At 35.7% G+C, this 18,849-nt stretch carries 10 protein-coding genes; 8 read left to right on the top strand and 2 right to left on the bottom strand.

Annotation, left to right across the window (positions count from 1 at the left end; translation table 11 throughout):
- Positions 1-422: 422 nt before the first annotated feature.
- Positions 423-3,038, bottom strand: coding sequence for a dynamin family protein (locus F6K23_RS01910; protein WP_293149978.1), 2,616 nt, complete (start codon positions 3,036-3,038; stop codon positions 423-425).
- Positions 3,039-5,235: 2,197 nt separating this feature from the next.
- On the opposite strand from F6K23_RS01910, the gene F6K23_RS01905 reads away from it, so the two are divergent.
- From F6K23_RS01905 to F6K23_RS01885, 6 genes are all read left to right on the top strand, one after another.
- Positions 5,236-5,580 (top strand): hypothetical protein, encoded by a 345-nt coding sequence (locus F6K23_RS01905; protein ID WP_293149976.1) that lies wholly within the window; start codon positions 5,236-5,238, stop codon positions 5,578-5,580.
- A 40-nt stretch (positions 5,581-5,620) separates the two neighbouring features.
- Positions 5,621-5,824 (top strand): type II toxin-antitoxin system PemK/MazF family toxin, encoded by a 204-nt coding sequence (locus F6K23_RS41370; protein WP_367267590.1) that lies wholly within the window; start codon positions 5,621-5,623, stop codon positions 5,822-5,824.
- A 388-nt stretch (positions 5,825-6,212) separates the two neighbouring features.
- The gene (locus tag F6K23_RS01900) at positions 6,213-6,353 is read left to right on the top strand and encodes a hypothetical protein (protein ID WP_293149974.1); all 141 of its coding nucleotides are present in this window, start codon (positions 6,213-6,215) and stop codon (positions 6,351-6,353) included.
- 274 nt (positions 6,354-6,627) lie between these two features.
- Positions 6,628-7,617, top strand: a complete 990-nt coding sequence (locus F6K23_RS01895) for an OmpA family protein (RefSeq protein WP_293149972.1) — start codon at positions 6,628-6,630, stop codon at positions 7,615-7,617.
- A gap of 742 nt (positions 7,618-8,359) precedes the next feature.
- Positions 8,360-9,691 (top strand): 30S ribosomal protein S12 methylthiotransferase RimO, encoded by a 1,332-nt coding sequence (gene rimO, locus F6K23_RS01890; RefSeq protein ID WP_293149970.1) that lies wholly within the window; start codon positions 8,360-8,362, stop codon positions 9,689-9,691.
- A gap of 1,348 nt (positions 9,692-11,039) precedes the next feature.
- Positions 11,040-12,524, top strand: coding sequence for a DEAD/DEAH box helicase (locus tag F6K23_RS01885; RefSeq protein WP_293149968.1), 1,485 nt, complete (start codon positions 11,040-11,042; stop codon positions 12,522-12,524).
- Positions 12,525-13,832: 1,308 nt separating this feature from the next.
- Here the strand turns inward: F6K23_RS01885 and F6K23_RS01880 are convergent.
- Positions 13,833-14,282 (bottom strand): hypothetical protein, encoded by a 450-nt coding sequence (locus F6K23_RS01880; RefSeq protein WP_293149966.1) that lies wholly within the window; start codon positions 14,280-14,282, stop codon positions 13,833-13,835.
- A gap of 316 nt (positions 14,283-14,598) precedes the next feature.
- On the opposite strand from F6K23_RS01880, the gene F6K23_RS01875 reads away from it, so the two are divergent.
- Together F6K23_RS01875 and F6K23_RS01870 are read left to right on the top strand one after the other, a co-directional pair.
- Positions 14,599-16,974 (top strand): serine/threonine-protein kinase, encoded by a 2,376-nt coding sequence (locus F6K23_RS01875; RefSeq protein ID WP_293150180.1) that lies wholly within the window; start codon positions 14,599-14,601, stop codon positions 16,972-16,974.
- A gap of 1,529 nt (positions 16,975-18,503) precedes the next feature.
- Positions 18,504-18,704: a TetR-like C-terminal domain-containing protein gene (locus F6K23_RS01870; RefSeq protein ID WP_293149965.1), complete on the top strand. Its 201-nt coding sequence runs from the start codon at positions 18,504-18,506 to the stop codon at positions 18,702-18,704.
- Positions 18,705-18,849 lie beyond the last annotated feature (145 nt).

The raw sequence follows: 18,849 nt of genomic DNA, 5'->3' as shown, positions 1-18,849 counted from the left end.
GGGATAGCAAACTTTAAAAGGGTTTTAAAAAGAGTATTAGGATTGAAAAAATCCTAATACCATTTCTCTGTAACAATGCGCTTAATAATTTTTACCCAAACCTGAATTTTACTAATAGCTGCTGTCTTTTATTAAGCGCAACTTCATGGAGAAATGGTATAACCAATTATTGTAGTGCTATATTCCTCTTAATTATAGTAGTTGAAGGAAAGGTTAGCACAGATCGAAAGCTTAAAATTCAGACAAGGCAATATTTTTCCTTCTTCCTTTTTCCTTTTTTAATGAGGATTTTTCATTTCAGTTAATAGTAGTTGATCAAAATAATTGGGTCGCACAACCCCGCCTTTTAAAGAGAAATATTTTGGAGACTTGCTCAAATCCCCGTTACAAAAATAACTTCTGAATTCTGACTTCTGACTTCGTTAACGACTACCACTAATTTGAATTAATATTATTTCAAGTCGGTTTTGTATTTGTTTAAGTTGCTGTTGTTTAGTAGATATAAATGCTTTTTCAACTTGTAGTTGTGACTGCGTTTCTTTGTGAGCTTTATCTTGTTGTTCCAAGAGATTTTCGTAAAGCAAAATTGCCTGCTCAATTACCGTACTTACAGATTTAAACTGAGTATAGAAAACTTCAGCAATATTGTCACAAACCTTATCAAGTATTTCTTCAGAAGACTCCTGAAACTTTTGAAAACCCACATTATAAACTTGTTGTTTAATTTTCATATCTGCTTTTTCTTCATCACCACCAATACCAAAAAATGAGCTAATCAAAGCCACAGCTCCCCCAGCTATAATAATAGGCAAAATCCCCAATCCTGTAAACATAAATAATGCACCTGCCGTCAGACCACCTAATTGTAATCCTTCCCATAAACCACCTCCATTATCATCATATTCTTCTAACTTAATTACAGAATTTATATCTAATCCATCTGCTTTAATATTTTCAATTGCCAAATTAAATTGCTCATTCAAATTAGAATTTATTTGCTCATCAACCTCTTGTAAATTCATTCTAACAACCTCTAAATTTTGACAAACTTCCTTACTGAGAATTTGTAAATTATTCACCACAATTTTCTTGACTTCTGTATTACCCCAATTTTCTAATTCTGTAGAAAGAGAACTTGTAAATCCTTCAGCATAATCTTTGACAACCTTTTCCTTATCCCAAAGAGGTGAATGTTCTGAATCCCATTCATTAATTTTTTCAGATAAGCGATCGCTCAATTCTTCTGCCCATTTATCCCATGCTTCAGCCGCTTTTTTAATACTCTTATCTTTCAGTTTTTCAGTAGTTGATAAAATTTTCACATCCCCTTCACTAGCTTCCCCTATTTTTTCCAATATTTTCTGTTTTGCCTCTTCTGGCAAATACACCTTACCATCTAAAACTTTTTCTGCTTGCTCTAATCCTTTTATTGCCTCATAAATTAAACTATTAATCTTAGTCACAAATTGCTGAATTGCCACAACACCTCGCTCAACAGTAAGAAAATTTTCTATGGATTTTGTGAAATTATAAAAATAGGTCAAATATTCATTTTCTTTATCCTCTAAAGTGGCATCCAAAGCAGCTTGAGCAGAAATAAAATGTAAACGACTTTCACTCGCAATAATCGGTTTTTCACCAAAGACAAAATTTTCTAAACTCCTTCTAATTTGCTGACGACTTTTTTCACTTCTGACCAAATCTAGAAAATTCACCAATACAAATAAATTATCTGCAGGTAAATCAATTTGATTCCCATTTAACTGCAATTTAAAACTTTGAAGTAACTCTCGTTCCCCTTGAGTTAATGAACGAGAAGCATTAGTTAAAAAAATCACAGCATCCGTATCTTTTATTAATTTTTGAGTAATAGTTTTACGGTCTGGATGTTCATTTAAACCAGGAGAATCAACAATTTCAACCCCACTTTTACATAACTCTAAATCTGGATGTTCAAAAAATATTGATTCTATCTCCGAATGTGCTAATTCTTGACTCATATCTCCTAAAGCTGCTGATTCTGAAATAGTAGATTTTTTCTGATATTCTGCTAAAGATATTTCTATCTCATTACCGTTTTTATCACGACAAATAACCCGCTTTTTTTCGCCATATTTTAAAACTGTAACTGTACCACTGCAAGGAATTTCTCTAACTGGTTGAATTTCTTCTCCTAACAAAGCATTTAATAAGGTTGATTTACCTTGACTAAATTCTCCAACCACAGCAACTCGGAATTTTTGGGATTGTATTTTTTCGGAGACTTTACCTACTTCAGATATTAAAGTATTTGGCAGTAAATCTCTCTCAGTTAATAATGCAACTATTTGATAAATTTCGGAGCAAAGATTATGCAGTTGTTGTTTATGTTTTTGAAACTCTTTTAACTTTTGATAAACTACAGTTTGTTGAGGCTGATTTTTTTTATTTTGATTTTGATTGTAGTTGGGTAAGAGTGAATGTAGCATTTCACTAGCAGCTTTGACAAAAATATTATCTAACTGATGGAAACGTGCTGGATTGAGTAAATATGCCACTTCCTCCATCGCCTTGTGGGCGAAATTTTCTTGATGAGTAAACCCTGCTTCTAATACCTGCAAATGTTTGGTTTTAATGCCTAACTTACGACTAATAATTTCCAAATATTTTTTTTCTCGTACATCAATATTTCCATCAGCAGCAGACATCTCATAACCAAAGCAAATTAATAACAATTTTTCTGGAGGAGACAGAGGGTAAGTCAATGTCAAAATCGCCTCAATTTTTTTGTAAAGATGTTGCTTTGAAACTCCTTTAATCATTAATTTAGTTAATTCCAAGATATTTCCTTTCGGCGGGATAAATTTATGGAGGGTAATTTTTAATCTCGCTCTTTCTTCCTCTGCTACTTTCCCATCTGCATAAATAACACCTATCAGTATGATGACCAAATTTGCCAGAAATAATACTGGTGGATTAATATCCTTCTTACTCAATTTATTTCCAGTAATAATAGATAGTAACTTGACTGATTCGGTGTTGATTTTTGCAGTATCCATAGGTATATATATTTAATGTTTTATTGAGATATTATTATTATACCTGAATCAAAGTTATTACTGAGTAAAGATCTTTCACAAAAAGTTATCATTATCAATCTAGATTTCTGTATCTCAACAATCAGAATAATGAATTGACTTAAAGGAGGAATCAATCCAATTAAAATGATTGACAGTAGTATGTCTAATTTTCATTGATTGATAATTGATAATGGATAATTGATAATTACCTCTGATTTTAACCATTCTTGATTGAAGATCAGGAAATATTATTTCTTTTCTTGGTCGATTGGATATGGCGAGGTCTCCTCGCCATCCCACCCTTCGGGAAGCTGCGAAGAGAGAACTCCGTTCCGCTGTCGCGTTTCGCGTCAGCGTTGCGAAGCAAACGACCGCTTTTTTCCCCTTAAAAGGGGAGGCTTTAAACCATAATTATTTAATTATTAATTATTCGGTAAGCATTTCCTGCGGACTGCTGCGCAAACAGCTATTAGTTATCAGCAGTCAGCAATAAAAATCAAATAAGCTATTATTTTCATTAATAGATAATTGATAATTACCTCTGGTTTTAACCGTTCTTGATTGAAGATCAGGAAATATTATTTCTTGTTTTCCCTTTAAAAGGAGAGGCTTTAAACCATAATTATTTAATTATTAATTAGTTCGGTAAGTATTCAGTTCTTAGCTTTTTCATCAATGAAGCAACCATTAGTTTAACTTAGTATTAAATTTTTCATCAGAGAATGAACCACAATAACGATGAGTTTGAGTTCAATTCATAGAGTGCATCTCAATTTTGAATAAAGCCAAAAAATTATCGCTTTTAAGCAACAGGCAAAAGCTCATATGGCAACAGGGAATATATATGAAAATAGTATTTTTGCAAATATGAAATGTACCCAATTAATACAACTTTGTGGTGGGAAATGTAGGTGTTTCTCAAGAGCTGATAGCTGACTGTTGAATACTGAATACTTAGGTCTAATTAAATCAAAAAACGAGGTTGTTTTAAGGAAATTGAAAATGGTATTACGCTGAATCAATTACATAATTGTATTAACTTTGTAAAATCTTCTAATGTAAGCATTCAGCCGTCAGTTATTAGCTAGCCTCCTATGGTCGAAACTGCGTTATCAGCTATTAATTTTGGGTCTGCGTAAAAGCAGAATTTGAAGTTGAAAAAGAATAAAAAGTTACTGCCAAAGTCCCAGAAGAAAACCTTAGAAGTAATTAGTAATGAATAATTACTGTTTGGGTAGCATCCCGCAGGGAAGTGCTGAATGCTGATAGCTGAATGCTTAACTTATAATAAGTTTTTGTCTATTTTATTTTGTTTATATCGCTTTTTAATCGAGGATATGCTCTAGATTTTTTTTGAGTGGATAAATTGCTATGGATCAAAGCTTTAACTATTATTAATTTACCTTATAAAATATGAGAATATATTCTGATTATTTTGTTTATATCGCCTTTTGATTGAGGAGATGATCTATAAAATTTTGAGCTAAGAAATCGCTCTATACAAAAGCTTTAATTGTTCTTCTATGTTAAACTAGGTTATTAAATAAAAGGCATTACTTAACGAAGTCAGAAGTCAGTAGGGGTGTTAACGATAGTTATGCGAAGCAAACGGCCGTTTGCTGGCGCAAAGCTCCGTTAACGCCCGTACAGAAGTTATTTTTGTAATGAGGATTTAAGCCTCGCTCCAAAAATATTTCGCCTTAAAAGGCGGGGTTTTATACCCATATTATTTTGATAAATGCGCTTGGGATTTTAATAGTTTTGTGGAAGTGGAATTGGCATCTTGCCCGTTGTTTATATTTTCCCGTTCCTGATATTTTCACTCCCTGGCAGGGACAGGCAGGATGCCTGCCCCGACTTACCACTTATATTGATCCCGCCCCTCAACAATGCCAAATAAAAAGACTCAAGGCAAACCCATTTTTAGGCATTGCACAGTGAAGAATGATTTGATATTTTTGATTAAAATAATTTGGGATTTAAGAATTATTAGAATGACTAATATTAAATTTTTTTAGTCAAAGTCTAAACCAACTTTTGGCAATATCATTCCATAATGTACAACCCCCATTTTTAAACACAGTTTATGCTTATACCATTTCTCCATGAAGTTGCACTTAATATAAAGATGAGAATAGTCGGTTTAATCAGGTCTGAGCAATAATTATTAAGCGCATTGTTACAGAGAAATGGTATTACTGATATATCCTCAGAAATTAAAAATATCATTGAAAAACGTCAACCTCTAGCTAAGAGAGTTGAAAAAGTAGAGACTCATTTGACTTTCCTACAGCAACATATTCAACAGCTTATTAAGCAACGAAATAATTTTCTCCCTGAGCTTAATGATGCTCAAATAGAAGAAATAATTGAAAACTTAGCAATACAAATGATTGCTAGTTGTACGCCGAAAAGAATAGAAAATGAACGTCGCTTGAATAAAATGTTAGATAGTATTACACCAGAAAAATTACATAGTGAAATTGACTTTGGAGAACCTGTAGGTTGTGAAATATGGTAGTTCAAATTTATATATTCCCCAGAGAGGAGATATGATTTAGATTAGCTTTTATCCTCAATCTGGAAGAGAACAAGCAGGTCGTCGTCCTGGTCTGGTAATCTTAAGGAGAAAATACAATCCTAGGGTGGGGTTAGCTTCAGTCTCCCCTATTACTTATAAGGATAAAAGTTATTCTTTAGAAGTAGCAATTCCTGAAGGATTAGAAAATTCAGGAGTAATCTTAATAGATCATATTAAGTCTTGAGACTGGCGATCGCGTAGAGCAGAATTTATCTGTCAAATACCCAGTGATGTATTAGTAGAAGTAGTCTCTAAACTAACAGGAATAATTAGTGGCATATTAAGCTAACTTAAGCCACATCCTTGCAAGACCAAATATTATTTTTAATAAAACCATAAATTAGGAAACAATTTGAGCCTTATATCAGTCAATACTTAGTTAAAGCAAGTTATAAAACCCTAGGATTATCCAATTTATAAACCCCCTAAAATATGACCATTGCCAATCTTTATTATTATTTTAAAATTAGAGACGAATCAGAAGCAAAAATGGGAGAAAATATAGTAGCAACATAGACATATTTCTAGAAAATCTTAGCTAAAATCAAAAGTAGAATTAGGAGATAAATATCATGTCAGACCTCGACCGTGGAATAATGAAATTTAAGGGAGCAGATACTCCCAGCGCGATCGCCATTTCTGCGATTGTCATTCTAGGTGGAATAGTCTTGCTTCTTTTGTGGGGACTCAGTACCGCTTATACAGTTAGCTAGTTAAAAACAATACAAATTACTTAGAGACGTTCCGCCAGAACGTCTCTTTAAAGATATTTAATTTTTAATTAAAATCAAATTTATTGACAATCAAAAGAGCTGAGAAAAAAGAGTTGATGATTTATGGCCTTTATCATAAAATGCTGCTATAAATAAGAACAAGAATCTCCATGATTAATAATTTGGGATTTTGTCTCACTTGCTGATTGTCAATATCATATTTGTTTAATAGAAGTTATTTGAAATAAACTTAGTTTGGAGCTATATTTTAGATATGACTACTGAAAAAAAAATAGATAAACAACAAACTGTACACCCTACTATCTTAGCAGGATGTATGGGCTTTATGATGATTTGTGCTTGGGCATTTGCAGCTCCTAAAGCTTTTGAAAAACCTATTATTGAAGTTCAATTACCTGAAACTGAAGATGTAGACGATCAAACAGAAGTTACTCAAGTACAAACAACAGAAACTGAAACAACTGATACAACAACTACTGAAGCAGAGTCTTTTACTACAACTACAGAAACCACAGAAGCTGAAACAACTACTACAGCAGAGTCTCCCACTCCCATTACAACTGATACAACAACAACTCAAACAGAGTCTTTTACTACAACTACAGAAACCACAGACACTGAAACAACTACTCAAGCAGAGTCTCCCACTCCTATTACAACTGATACAACAACAACTCAAACAGAGTCTTTTACTACAACTACAGAAACCACAGACACTGAAACAACTACTAGCTCAGTATCTACTTCTCCATCCGCGACCGTATCACCTACTACTAATATTACTGCTACCTCTGGAGTCGAAACTACACAACCAACTGCTACATCATCCCCCGAAATTGAAACTTCTGCTGCTACTACTAACACATCTACAACATCTAAACCACAAGGCAAGAACTTGAGTCAAAACAAAACTTTAGGTCAAGTCAAATTTGGATTTGATGAATTTGAATTATCTCCCCAAGCAGAGCAAACTATAAATAGTCTCATCTCAGAAATTAAAGAATACGATCCGAATAAAGTTACGATTAGAGTTGAAGGTCATACATCTCAGGTCGGTGGTGCTCAGTTAAATCAAGAAATATCTCAAGACCGAGCAAATGCAGTAGTCGAATATTTGAAACAGCAGAATTTACCATATCAGGTTGTTGGCAAAGGAATGGGATTTTCTCAACCACTCCCTGGTACCGACCCTGCTGCTGATGTCAACCAGCGAACAGTAATTATTTTGACACCCGCTAATTAAGAAGGAGGAAGGAAGAAGGAAGAAGGAAGAAGAAAGAAGTAAGAAGTAAGAAGTAAGAAGGAAGAAGGAAGAAGGAAGAAGGAAGAAGGAAGAAGGAAGAAGGAAGAAGGAAGAAGGAAGAAGTAAGAAGTAAGAAGGAAGAAGGAAGAAGGAAGAAGAAAAAATATTGGTGGTGGTTAGAGAGAGTGTAAGGAGTGTGGGGAGTGTGGGAATAAATTCAACAATATATATCTTCACCATTACCGAAAAATTCTGGTCTAAAGTCTCCCCTTTTAAGAGGATAGAAAAAGAGAATATTCCCGATCTCAAGCCTCCTTATTGCAGAGGTACTGATAACTGATAACAGAAATGACGCTCCCCAGGACAACCAAAATATTGTGTTGTCTGAGTTTTAGAGCTTCTCGATCAGTCCGCGTCCTTTCCTTCGACTGCTATACCTTATATCATGTCCGGTTGAATAGTTATAAATAAACGACGGAGGAGTCAGGAGGACCGAGTCAGGAGTCAGGAAGGAAGAAATAAGCAAGAAGCAAGAAAAAAAAGAGAAAGTTTTTTGATTGCTGGCGCAAAACTTTGTTAACGCGTAAGCGGAACGGAGTTCTATCGCGCTCTTATCCGGACATAATATTATCTCCCCTACTCCCCCGCTCCCTACTCCCCTGCTCCCTACTCCCCCGCTCCTAGATAATATGCTATATTAAAAGACTGTTCCAAATCGAAATTAATAACTTTGAACTTATAGATGTCTACAAAACCTACCATTTCATTCTCTCACTTAGGGTGCGAAAAAAACCGTATCGATACCGAACATATCATAGGTTTACTAGCACAAGCGGGTTATCAAGTAGATGCTAACGAAGAATTAGCAGATTATGTAGTCGTTAACACCTGTAGTTTTATTCAAGCTGCCAGAGAAGAATCAGTTCGTACTTTAGTAGAACTAGCAGAAGCTAACAAAAAAATAGTCATCGCAGGTTGTATGGCGCAACACTTCCAAGAAGAATTACTTGCAGAACTGCCAGAAGCAGTAGCACTTGTGGGTACTGGTGATTATCATAAAATAGTTGATGTGATGCAACGGGTAGAAAAAGGCGATCGCGTCAAAGAAGTCTCTGCTCAACCAACCTACATTGCCGATGAAACAACACCACGTTACCGCACCACATCCGAAGGAGTTGCTTATGTGCGAATAGCTGAAGGTTGTGATTATCGTTGTGCTTTTTGTATTATTCCTCATCTACGAGGAAATCAGCGATCGCGCACCATAGAATCTATTGTCACCGAAGCTCAACAACTAGCAGACCAAGGTGTAAAAGAAATCATCCTCATCTCCCAAATAACCACTAACTATGGAGTGGATATCTATGGTGAACCCAAACTTGCCGAACTTCTCCGCGCCCTAGGAAAAGTTGATATACCCTGGATTAGAATGCATTATGCCTATCCTACAGGTTTGACCCCCAAAGTAATAGCCGCCATCCAAGAAACTCCCAATATTTTACCCTATCTCGACTTGCCCTTACAACATTCTCATCCTCAAATTTTACGGGCTATGAATAGACCTTGGCAAGGTCGGGTTAATGATGATATAATGGAAAAAATTAAAGCAGCTATGCCTAATGCTGTTTTGCGGACAACCTTTATAGTGGGTTTCCCTGGTGAAACAGAAGATCATCATTCACATTTAGTGGAATTTGTCAAGCGTCACGAGTTCGATCATGTCGGGGTATTTACTTTCTCTTCAGAAGAAGGAACCCCCGCCTATAGTTTGCCTAATCAGTTGCCCAAAGCAGTGATGGACACCCGTAGAGAAGAAATTATGCAAGTCCAGCAGCCCATATCTGGGAAACAGAATCAAAAATCAGTGGGACAAGTAGTTGATGTACTGATTGAACAGGAAAATCCTCAGACAGGAGAGTTGATTGGTAGGTCACCACGGTTTTCTCCAGAAGTGGATGGACTTGTTTATCTCCAAGGTAAGGCTCGTTTGGGTTCAATTGTGCCAGTGATGATTACAGATGCAGATGTTTACGATTTGTACGGTCATGTAGATTTGAGTAAATCAAGCAATTAGTCATTCAGTTGAAGTGTAGGGTAAATTGTTAGGGATTGCAAAAGCATCATTAGACACATAAAGTCTTGCAACTTAATGATACTTATAAAGGTATAAACTATAGTAGACTTCTTGTCCAACTTAGAATCTTAACACATTACATATATACATCAGAAATTATTCTTAACTTTGATTGCTTTACAGACTTTATATGTAACGCCTGTATCACTTTTAAGTAACTTCTGTAAAAAGTGTATAATGTCCCAAAACCTCTACATCAATGTACAAAATCTAAAAAATTAAGTTAATTCCAGGAAAATATGTAATAAATGTGGCAAATGTTAAGTCATTTGTTATTATGTTAATGATTATGAAGATAAAGACAAGGTACCCAAAGCAAGCTGTTAAGTATCATAAAATACCTACGGGAACTTAGGTAGATATGCGGGGACATGGAAAACCTCAAAATTCAGGTTATTTTTTCTTCCTTTGTCCAACGATAACTTGATATATACAACAGCTTAATGATCGCCAAATATAGGCTCTAATCTTTGGGAAAAAGTCCCTCTAGGAAATTCCTGTCTATAGCCATAGGTTTAGGAGTGAGACGAAAGAAGGCTCAATCACAGGGGTTTAAAATTCCTGAGATTGACATCTGTGAGATGGTAGTAATCTCTATATCTTTATCCTTATATTGTTGATATTGTAGTGGTTGATAACCTGCCTGACCTACTTAAAAGGTCTTAGAAACAATGTAAATTTTCTAGTATATGTACTAGCGGTAGTTCAGGTAATCAGACAAACTACATAACTTAATAATGTTCATGTTTGTCTGCCTGTAAAATCGGAAAGCCTCTACAAAAAAAATCAGAATTTATCCGCCTTGAGAAGCAGGGTGGCTGCGTGGATTCTCCTTTTGAGGAGATTTAAACGCCAGTATAAATTTGAGAGATGCGGTCGGCTCGACCGTAAATACTTGTGGATGAGTAACCGCCGACGGCCTCAGTTGAAGCAAGAAGTAAACGTCAATTTGTCACTTTATGTGACGCTTTGTACCAGTTTTATAGAGCAGCAGGTACTTCACTATACCCAACTAGGGAGAAAAGGAACAGGCATTTTGCCTTTAATTCTGTCGTCGATCTTCAGGTTAAAACCTAGCCGTTAAGAACACACAGACACTACTAAAATTTTAGCTACTAACTCTAATGCTATCAGTTTAGTAGAGAATGTGATTGGCAAAGGCATTGCCCTACCAAATAACTACAGGTTTATCGTGAGCAAGGGCTGATAAGCAGCTATAGTTGAGCATAAATCTGCCTCCAAGTTGGGTAACAAAACCAGATGTCAAATAATTTACTTAGGAGAATTAATGGATTTATCGTTTGCAAATTTAGGAATTTCACAAGAGCGTGTAAATCATCTGGAAACAATTGGTTTTACTGAACCTACTCCGATTCAAGTCCAAGCAATACCTCATTTGCTGGCAGGAACCGATATTGTAGGTCAAGCCCAAACAGGAACAGGTAAAACCGCAGCGTTTTCGTTACCCATATTGGAGAGAATTGACCTGGAGACAAAGGCAGTTCAAGCTTTGATTTTGACTCCCACTCGTGAGTTAGCGCTGCAAGTTACAGAAGCGATTCGTCAAATTGCTGGTTTGGATAATAAGGGTCCAACTAAACACCGATTACACGTTTTAACTGTTTATGGCGGTCAATCTATTGAACGTCAGATTCAGCGCCTTCAACGAGGTGTTCAGATCGTAGTAGGAACGCCAGGACGAATTCTGGATATGCTGAGTCGCAATAGTTTAAAACTAGATAGTTTGAAAATGATGGTTTTAGACGAAGCTGACGAAATGTTGAGTATGGGTTTTATTCAGGATGTAGAAAGAATTTTGGATGCGGCACCCACTGAGCATCAAACAGCTTTCTTCTCTGCCACCATGGACTACTCAATGAAGAAACTGGTGAATAAGTACTTGCAATCTCCAGTAACAGTCAAAGTTGCTCAACAAAAGACAACCCCGAAGCGAATTGCTCAGATTGCTTACATGGTGCCTCGTGGCTGGCCGAAAGCCAAAGCCTTACAGCCAGTTTTAGAACTCGAAGACCCAGAAGCAGCTTTGATCTTTGTGCGGACAAGGCAAGCTGCGGCTGAACTAACAAACCAATTACAGTCAGCAGGTCATAGTGTTGATGAATATCATGGTAACTTGAATCAATCCCAACGAGAACGGTTGCTAAGTCGCTTCCGCAATCAACAAGTACGTTGGGTAGTGGCAACTGATATTGCAGCTCGTGGTTTAGATGTGGATCATTTAACCCATGTGATTAACTACGATTTACCTGATAGTGTGGAAAATTATGTTCACCGTATTGGTCGTACAGGTCGTGCAGGTCGTGAAGGTATAGCAATTTCGTTAATTAATCCTTTAGATAAACGGAAGTTGCGGTTGATAGAACGTCATCTGCGTCAACGTTTGGACACTCGCTCGATTCCTAAGCGGTCTCAAATTGAAGCCCGACAGTTGCAGAAGCTACAGAATAAGGTACGAGATGCTCTGAGTGGGGAACGGATGGCTTCTTTCTTACCATTAATTGCTCAGTTGGGTGAAGAGTATGACCCCCACGCGGTCGCTGCAGCAGCTTTACAGATAGCTTATGATGAAACTCGTCCTGCTTGGATGGGGCTTGATTATGCTCAGGAGGAAGAAATCCCTGTCTATGAAACTCCTAAGCCTAAGCCAAAGCCACGCTCTCCTAAGATTCGTCATCAAAAACCTTCTCCTAAAAATCAGAGGAGAGATGGTGACAATTTTGTAGAAGAGGCTTCTGTGTCACGCAATAATTAAGTTCTTTATTTCAACGTTGGTTGGAGACCCGCCCTCAGGAGAGCGCGGGAGCGTCCTATGGGAAAACCAATCAATATTGCGATTTTTTCAAAGCGTGTGCTATAATACTTAAGTTAAGGCTGGTGGACTAGCAGTTTCTATGGGAGCCATGGGATTGGTGACGTACTGTGGATCTACCTTAAGACCAAAAAGAGGGAAAGGCCTCGGAGGCAGTTGCTATGTTAGCGCTGCTCCTCCCGAGTAGGCAAGATGAAACAGAAAGCCCTAATCAGTGATGGTGAGGAATCCCACTTTGTCGCCTAAGCGCAACGTTGGGAGGATGTCATATCATGTCCGCTTGAATACTTACACCCTAGTGAAGGGAAGGCAGAGAGGAAAAGGCAGAATGCAGAAGGATTTCTTGCAATTTTGATTTAATTTTATATACAAACTATGCTACCAGGCATGATATCAATTCTGGCTGAAATAGTCGAATAGTAATTTTAGAGATGTGGGCGATCGCGTCTCTAAATTTTTTTAAGAATTTTTACTATTATATAATGTCTGTTTGAATAACCACAATCAAAAATTTAGGGAGTAGGGAGCAGCGGTGGGACTCCGCGTCGCCGACAGACGCAAGCGGTCGATCTTTAGAGCTTCCCGTAGGGTGGGATGGATCACAAACCTGCTCTTCCAGAGCTGCTGCGCTAACGCCATATCCAATTGACCAAGAGAGGGACTAGGGAAGGGAGCACCGGAACTGAGAGTGGGGCGATCGCTAAGGTCAGACAAACTCTTTGCCTGTTTAATGCCGAACGATAGAGCTTGGGGCTGGCCGCGTACTCCAAGGTATCGTGACTAAGATAACGTTTACTTTCAAAAAAAGTGAGCTTGCTTACCATTTAAACGACTTAAACGTTTTGATTAGATTTGTGGTAAGTCCTCAATACACAATAGAAACTAAACAGTAAGAAAATTTTGTTTTCCAATTTGCTCAAGAATTAACTCCTGAAAAACTAACACTTTCAGCACTTTAAGAAATTGATTTGTTTGAATTATACCATTTGGATAAATATTTACTACCTTAACAAGTAACCTATCTAAATTAGATTTAGTATCAGTTATATCAAGTTTGATTGAATATTTATGAAACAGGAGAACAGTTTAAAATATATCCTCTCCCCCTCCCTTTATTCAGGATATTTTTTCCCTGTTCCCTCTTAGTTTTATTCAGGATATTTTCTACACAACCCAAATCATCCTGCTATATTTTTTAGGATTTTTTTTAGATGCTAAATTATCCTGAATTTAAGATTTTTTTTGCTTTAATTATGCTTGTTTTAATAATTCAGCTCGGATGCAACCTTTTTCCCACTTCCACTTAGGTAGAGATTCTTGGGGAAGGAAAATTGCCCAGATTGAACCACCAGGACTTTTATAAAAACCCGTAATTTCAGCTTCTACAATACTACTCCAGGGTGCTGATACTAAAATTTTATCCCCCGAACTAAAAACTTTTCCGTTAGCATTGGTAACTTGTTGGATAGATTCTTTTAGCTTTGGTTTTCCTGGTTTTTTGGGTCTTTCTGGTTTACTTATCGGTTTTCTTAATTGTCTTTCATTTGTACCTTCTGTTCTTGATGAGGGGCTATTTTTTATTGGATTTGGTTTTTCTACTTTTGACTCAATTTGTTCGTGAAGCGCCTCCTTTGGAGAATTTGGCTCAATAGGCTGTTTTGGTCTAACAGGTCTCCTAATTGCTATTATTTCATGGCTCATCCACTTAACTCCCTATACCTGATTTTAGCTTTGCTTCTGTCTATGATAGCACTGTTAAAATTGTGCTTTTGTTTTGAGTGGCCAAAATTATTATTTTGGTTTCTATATTACACTTTTTATCAGAATTAATTTGTGTTCTGGAGTAACATATCTCTATCAATTAATGATTAAGGGTTACAATTAAACTTCTAATTTTCAGTTTTGGAATCAGGAAAATATTCTTAATTAAAATTCTTTTTTCTATAATTGTGGATGTCAAGATGAGTAAATTGTTTCATGGCATAATCAACTAAAAAAAGGCTCTACCACAATAATGATGATTGGTAATATTTTAGATGGACGCTATCAAATTATTAAAATTATTGAATCAGGGGAAATTGGCCATGCCTATCTAGCCCAAGACATTCGTCGTCCTGGAGAAGCACTGTGTTTTATTAAGCATCTACAGCCAAGTATTTACGATCAAAGGTTAATTAACATTGTTCGCGACCGATTTCAAAAAGAAGCACAGATGCTAGAAAAGCTTTCTCAACATGATCGAATTCCTAAACTACTTGCATACTTTGAAGAAGATCGAGAGTTTTTTCTTGTTCAATCTTTTATTCCTGGTCAATCTTTGGATAATGAAATATTACCAGGTAAACCTCTATCCGAAAAACAAGTAATTTTAATCCTCAATGAAGTCTTAGAAATTTTAGTATTTGTGCATGAAAATAGTGTGATTCATCGAGATATTAAGCCTGTTAATTTAATTAGAAGAAAATCAGATAATCAATTAATTTTAATTGATTTTGGAGCTGTTAAAGAAATTAATATTGGCCAGCAAAATCCTACAGCTAGGATTGGCACAATGGAATATATGCCAATAGAACAATTTGAATATAACCCTCAATTTAATAGTGATATTTATGCTTTAGGAATGATTGGCATTCAGGCAGTTACGGGATTACCTAGTAGCGAATTATCGAAACTAAAGGATAATGAAAATGGTGAAAAAAAAGAGATTTTTTGGCGATACCTAACAAATTGTTCTACTTCTCTAGCAGATATTTTAGATAAAATGGTGCGCTATAACTTTCACGAACGTTACCAGTCAGCAGCAGAAGTAATAGCAGATTTAAAAAAAATTAATGACTTTCCAAGTTTAGCTATAGATAATAAAGAAATTTATCGGGAAGAGGTTATTCGTAGGGCTAGCAATCGAGGAGATATTTCTATTGTCGGGAGAAGAATTTTAGATGAACTTAGAGAAAGTTTAGAACTCTCGCGGGAAGAAACGGAAATAATTGAGGATGAAATATTAAATCCTTACCGTAAATATCGCTTGAAAGGAGAAAGATATGAACAAACATTAAAAGCTGCGATTCAGCAAGAATATCCTTTTAGTCAAGAAACTCGCCAGGAGTTAGAGCGTCTACAGCAAATTTTAGGACTAACTCAAGAAGATATAGAATTAATAGAAAACAGAGTTTTACCAAAATCTCTACTTACTAAATTTAAAAAAATATTTAGCAATAATAACAAACAATCATCTTTTAACTGGCAGTTAATTTTAGGATTTATCGCTACTGTAATTGCGCTCATCTTTGCCATATATAGATATTCTAAATTCCAAAATTATTTACAACTACGTCAACAAGAAGTATTACAACAGCAAGAACAAGAATCGGCAAAATTTAATTTTGTAAAAAACTTATACATAGAGCGCAACTATGAAGAATGTATAAATCAAGGAAATATAATTAGTGAAAAATCTAGCATTTTTGCTGAAGCCAAATCAATTTTACAAAATTGCCAACAAGGTATAAATTGGCAGAATTATCAAGTTGAAGATTTGTCTAGGTTTAATGCTTCTATAGGTACTCTTGCATTTAGTTCTAATGGCAAAACTTTGGTTACTGGAAGTAGAGACACAACGGTAAAAATTTTAGAAATTCCTACAGGAAAAGTTCTCAACACATTACCTGCAGATGATTCTCCAATTTGGTCGGTTGCTTTGAATAATAATGGTACTAAATTAGTGGCAGGTACTTATGATTGGAGAGTAATTATCTGGAATTTGGAAACAGGAGAATTATTTCGAGTATTTGAACATTGGGCACCTGTTTGGTCAGTTGCTATGAGTTCTGATAATCAAACAATTGCTAGTGCTAGTGGAGATAAAACAGTTAAAGTTTGGGATTTAGAAACAGGTTTCTTAATTTTTAATTTCCCCGATCATTCAGATGTAGTTTATTCTATTGCTATTAGTCCTGACGGCAGAAAATTGGTTAGTGGTAGTGCAGATAGAACTATAAAAATTGAAGATTTAAATACTGGAGAATTAATTAATACATTGACTGGACATGAAGGAGTAATTAGGTCTGTTGATATTAGTCCAGATGGGAAAAAAATAGTTAGTGGGAGCTACGATAATACTATTAAAATTTGGAGCTTAAAAACAGGAGAATTAATCAAAACTATTCTTGGTCATACTGCTGAAGTTGTATCTGTTGATATTAGCGAAGATGGTCGATATATTGCTAGTGGCAGTAAGGATAATAATATTAAGATATGGGATTTAGAAACAGGAGCTTTAGTTAATACCTTGACCGGACATGAAGATGAAATTTATACGGTTACTTTTAGTCCTGATGGTAATAGTATTGCTAGTGGTAGTAAAGACAGAACTATTAAAATTTGGCGACGATAGTAATTAAAGAAAGGAAGAAGTAAGAAGGAAGAAGGAAGAAGGAAGAAGGAAGAAGGAAGAAGGAATAAGGAATAAGGAATAAGGAATAAGGAAGAAGGAATAAGGAAGAAGGAATAAGGAATAAGGAAGAAGGAAGAAGGAAGAAGGAAGAAGGAAGAAGGAAGAAGGAAGAAGGAAGAAAAAAAGAAAACAATATTGCGTCGGTTTTTATTTAAGTATTCAGCTAGAAAATGATATATAGTTTTTTTATTTGAGATCTAATATAAATTGATATTTTTTATTATAAAAAAAGCGCGCTTATTGAGTACATTACATCCTTATATTTGCTAATGTAATTCTGTTTTCCCTCCTTTGCTATTCCTTCCATACCTATTCCAGCACTTGGCTTACACATCCCAGATAAAAATTCTATATTCAAGGATTTCTATAGTTATTTTGAACTTATTGAAGAAACAGGAAATAGTTAAAATTAATTAAATAATTTTTATTTCTTATCTTTCAGAATTTTTTTATAGCTGAAAAAATGTATAAGTCTCATTACCCAATAAATTGTAATAGGTCAAACTCCTGACGTATTTCTAGAAGAGAACGGTTAAGTAGAGACTCATAATCTAGGAAAGGGTAATATTTTCTTGTGCTACGAGTCTTAAACCAAATTATCAACACTTCTGGTAGTAACTGGAGTTTAGACTAATTACAGCAGGCCGAAAACTTGCCGAGGGAGAATCGTCAGATAGTTGAACCTAGGCTGAAACTATTTCTGTATCAGCATTGCAACAACTTTTAAGTTAATTATCCCCCCGCCTGTGCTATGGGTTAATTGTGCCATGGCAAGACTTTTTGAAAAGGAGCGAATAACCAACTCCTGACCCAAACTCCCTCAAAAATACAAATCATAAAGAGCATCGAGAACATTCGCATCCCTGATATTACCCAAGGGTAGTGAGTTCCAAGTCTTCATTGCTTCTGGGTAGATTATTTGAAGATTCCAAAATTTAGTCTAAACTCCAGTAGTAACTGTGGCAATATAAATAAAATTGAACTATTTATATAATCATCAAACTTAAAATCACTTGTCCAAAAAGATAATGGTAATAATTTCAGGACTTACGCAGTACCGCTACATATAGTGTATTATTTGGTTATTATTGCTGATATGACCAGTATGATTGGTGCCGTTGCGTAAGTCCTGAATTTGATCAAGTGTTAGAGACGCAACTATTAACCAAAAACCTTGTTAAACCTATCCATTTCCTTGATTTTTGAGCGTTCAAAATCTCAAAAATCAACTTAAATCTGGTAAGATATAGGAAACAATGCCTTTTGGAAACAGTTCGGTAGATTTTAGCTGCCAGGCGAAGTTAGCTCGGATACCAGCACTACCCTTCTGAAAACGATTCTTCTGTTATCACTCGTAGAAGAAAGGTCTCGGACGCGCTAGTTCTTTAAGGATTAGCTTTGCAGCTCATCTGCCTTTACTATTACGGTAATGCCATACTATTATCAAAGATGTTCAGTGATGAATAGATTTGATAAGGTTAAATGTTGCACAAGATGTAACGAACCCTGATACTGGAAATATTTGGAGCGACCTTGATGAGCTGATTAAAAATGCTGCACAGATTACTCAAAATTCTTTAGGAGGACAAACTGTAGCCATGGTTATCAGTAGTGCTTCTAGTAATTCTCAATTTGCCCAAATTTATTGGACAAAATATCTGCAACCTTGACGAGAAGCATTTGCTGTTGTGATTGAGCGAACCAAGATGAGGAATGAAATTCAGGCTGATTTAGATTTTGGTCTGGTATTTGACTCTATGAGTGGAATGATGCTCTATTCTCTAATTTTTCCGCCTACAATTGAATCTTGGTAAC

It is taken from the genome of Okeania sp. SIO2C9, assembly GCF_010672455.1.
GTDB lineage: Bacteria > Cyanobacteriota > Cyanobacteriia > Cyanobacteriales > Microcoleaceae > Okeania.
Note: the sequence above shows the minus strand (reverse complement) of the source record. Positions and strands in the feature narration are given on the sequence as shown.

What these genes read in the sequence shown, in the direction of transcription:
- F6K23_RS01900 (WP_293149974.1), top strand. Translation starts at nt 6,213, where the DNA reads ATGTCAGACCTCGACCGTGGAATAATGAAATTTAAGGGAGCAGATACT.
- F6K23_RS01885 (WP_293149968.1), top strand. Translation starts at nt 11,040, where the DNA reads ATGGATTTATCGTTTGCAAATTTAGGAATTTCACAAGAGCGTGTAAAT.
- rimO (WP_293149970.1), top strand. Translation starts at nt 8,360, where the DNA reads ATGTCTACAAAACCTACCATTTCATTCTCTCACTTAGGGTGCGAAAAA.
- F6K23_RS01910 (WP_293149978.1), bottom strand. Translation starts at nt 3,038, where the DNA reads ATGGATACTGCAAAAATCAACACCGAATCAGTCAAGTTACTATCTATT.
- F6K23_RS01875 (WP_293150180.1), top strand. Translation starts at nt 14,599, where the DNA reads ATGATTGGTAATATTTTAGATGGACGCTATCAAATTATTAAAATTATT.
- F6K23_RS01880 (WP_293149966.1), bottom strand. Translation starts at nt 14,282, where the DNA reads ATGAGCCATGAAATAATAGCAATTAGGAGACCTGTTAGACCAAAACAG.
- F6K23_RS01895 (WP_293149972.1), top strand. Translation starts at nt 6,628, where the DNA reads ATGACTACTGAAAAAAAAATAGATAAACAACAAACTGTACACCCTACT.